Origin of the sequence: Nocardia sp. No.11 (assembly GCF_038752175.1) — a bacterium.
Lineage (GTDB): Bacteria > Actinomycetota > Actinomycetes > Mycobacteriales > Mycobacteriaceae > Nocardia > Nocardia canadensis.
The window spans coordinates 1-763 of the sequence record NZ_JBCGFB010000211.1 but is presented as its reverse complement, the minus strand read 5'-3'; the positions used below and the strand labels follow the sequence as shown (position 1 = coordinate 763).

The window sequence follows — 763 nt, the reverse complement described above, 5'->3', positions numbered from 1 at the left end:
GCGCAGGGCGACGACCGCGCGGTCGTCGCCCTGCGCGAGGCAGAACCGGTTGACGTGGCCCTGGACCACCCAGCGCAGCGCGATGATCCACTGCGGCCGGTAGAGCACCCGCAGGCGCTCCGCCAGCTCGGTCTGAACCACGTCACCGAACAGCAGTTCACGCTCGGTGAGAGCGGCTTCGGCCGCCTTCATGGCGGCGTCGTGCGTCGAGATGTTGTCGTAGCGGCCCATGGCGTCGAGCACCACGGGCATCTCGTCGAATTGCAGCTTCTCCAAGAGGAACTGCATGTCGTCGAGCGATAGCACGACGGCCTCCAGCAACGATCCCCCGCTACTCCCCCCGAGCACCGTCACTTGGCCGATCCGGCGAGGTCGCCGCCGATCACACCTTCGGCCGTGTACCGGCCGTCGGTGAACGCCTCGTCCGAGCGGCCGTAGTCGACGCCGTTGTGCTCGTCGTCGTCCTCGCCGTTGGCGCGGTTGCCCAGCAGCGGGTTGCCGGCGGTGTTCGCGTTGCGCACCGGTGCGCCCTCCGCACGGGTGACGACCGACTCGGTGACCGCGGGGGCGGCGGCGGGCGCGTTGGCCGCCGGAGCACCCCAGCCCTCGGGCAGCTTCAGCTGACCGTTGCTGAGCGAGACGTTGCCGAGACCGGCCGACGTGGTGGCCACACCGGCCGCGGCGCCGACGGCGCCGAGGCTCGCCATGGCGGGTGCCGCGGCGGTCGTCGCGGGCACGGTCGCCGCGGAGGTGGCGGCCGAGA

At 72.0% G+C, this 763-nt stretch carries 1 protein-coding gene and 1 pseudogene; both read right to left on the bottom strand.

What is annotated here, in order from left to right; all coding sequences use genetic code 11:
* A partial coding sequence (locus V8688_RS31060; RefSeq protein ID WP_342802293.1) for an ESX secretion-associated protein EspG occupies nt 1-306 on the bottom strand: 306 nt, incomplete at its 3' end.
* Nucleotides 307-350: 44 nt separating this feature from the next.
* A pseudogene (locus V8688_RS31055) lies at nt 351-763 on the bottom strand (PPE family protein); the annotation flags it as partial.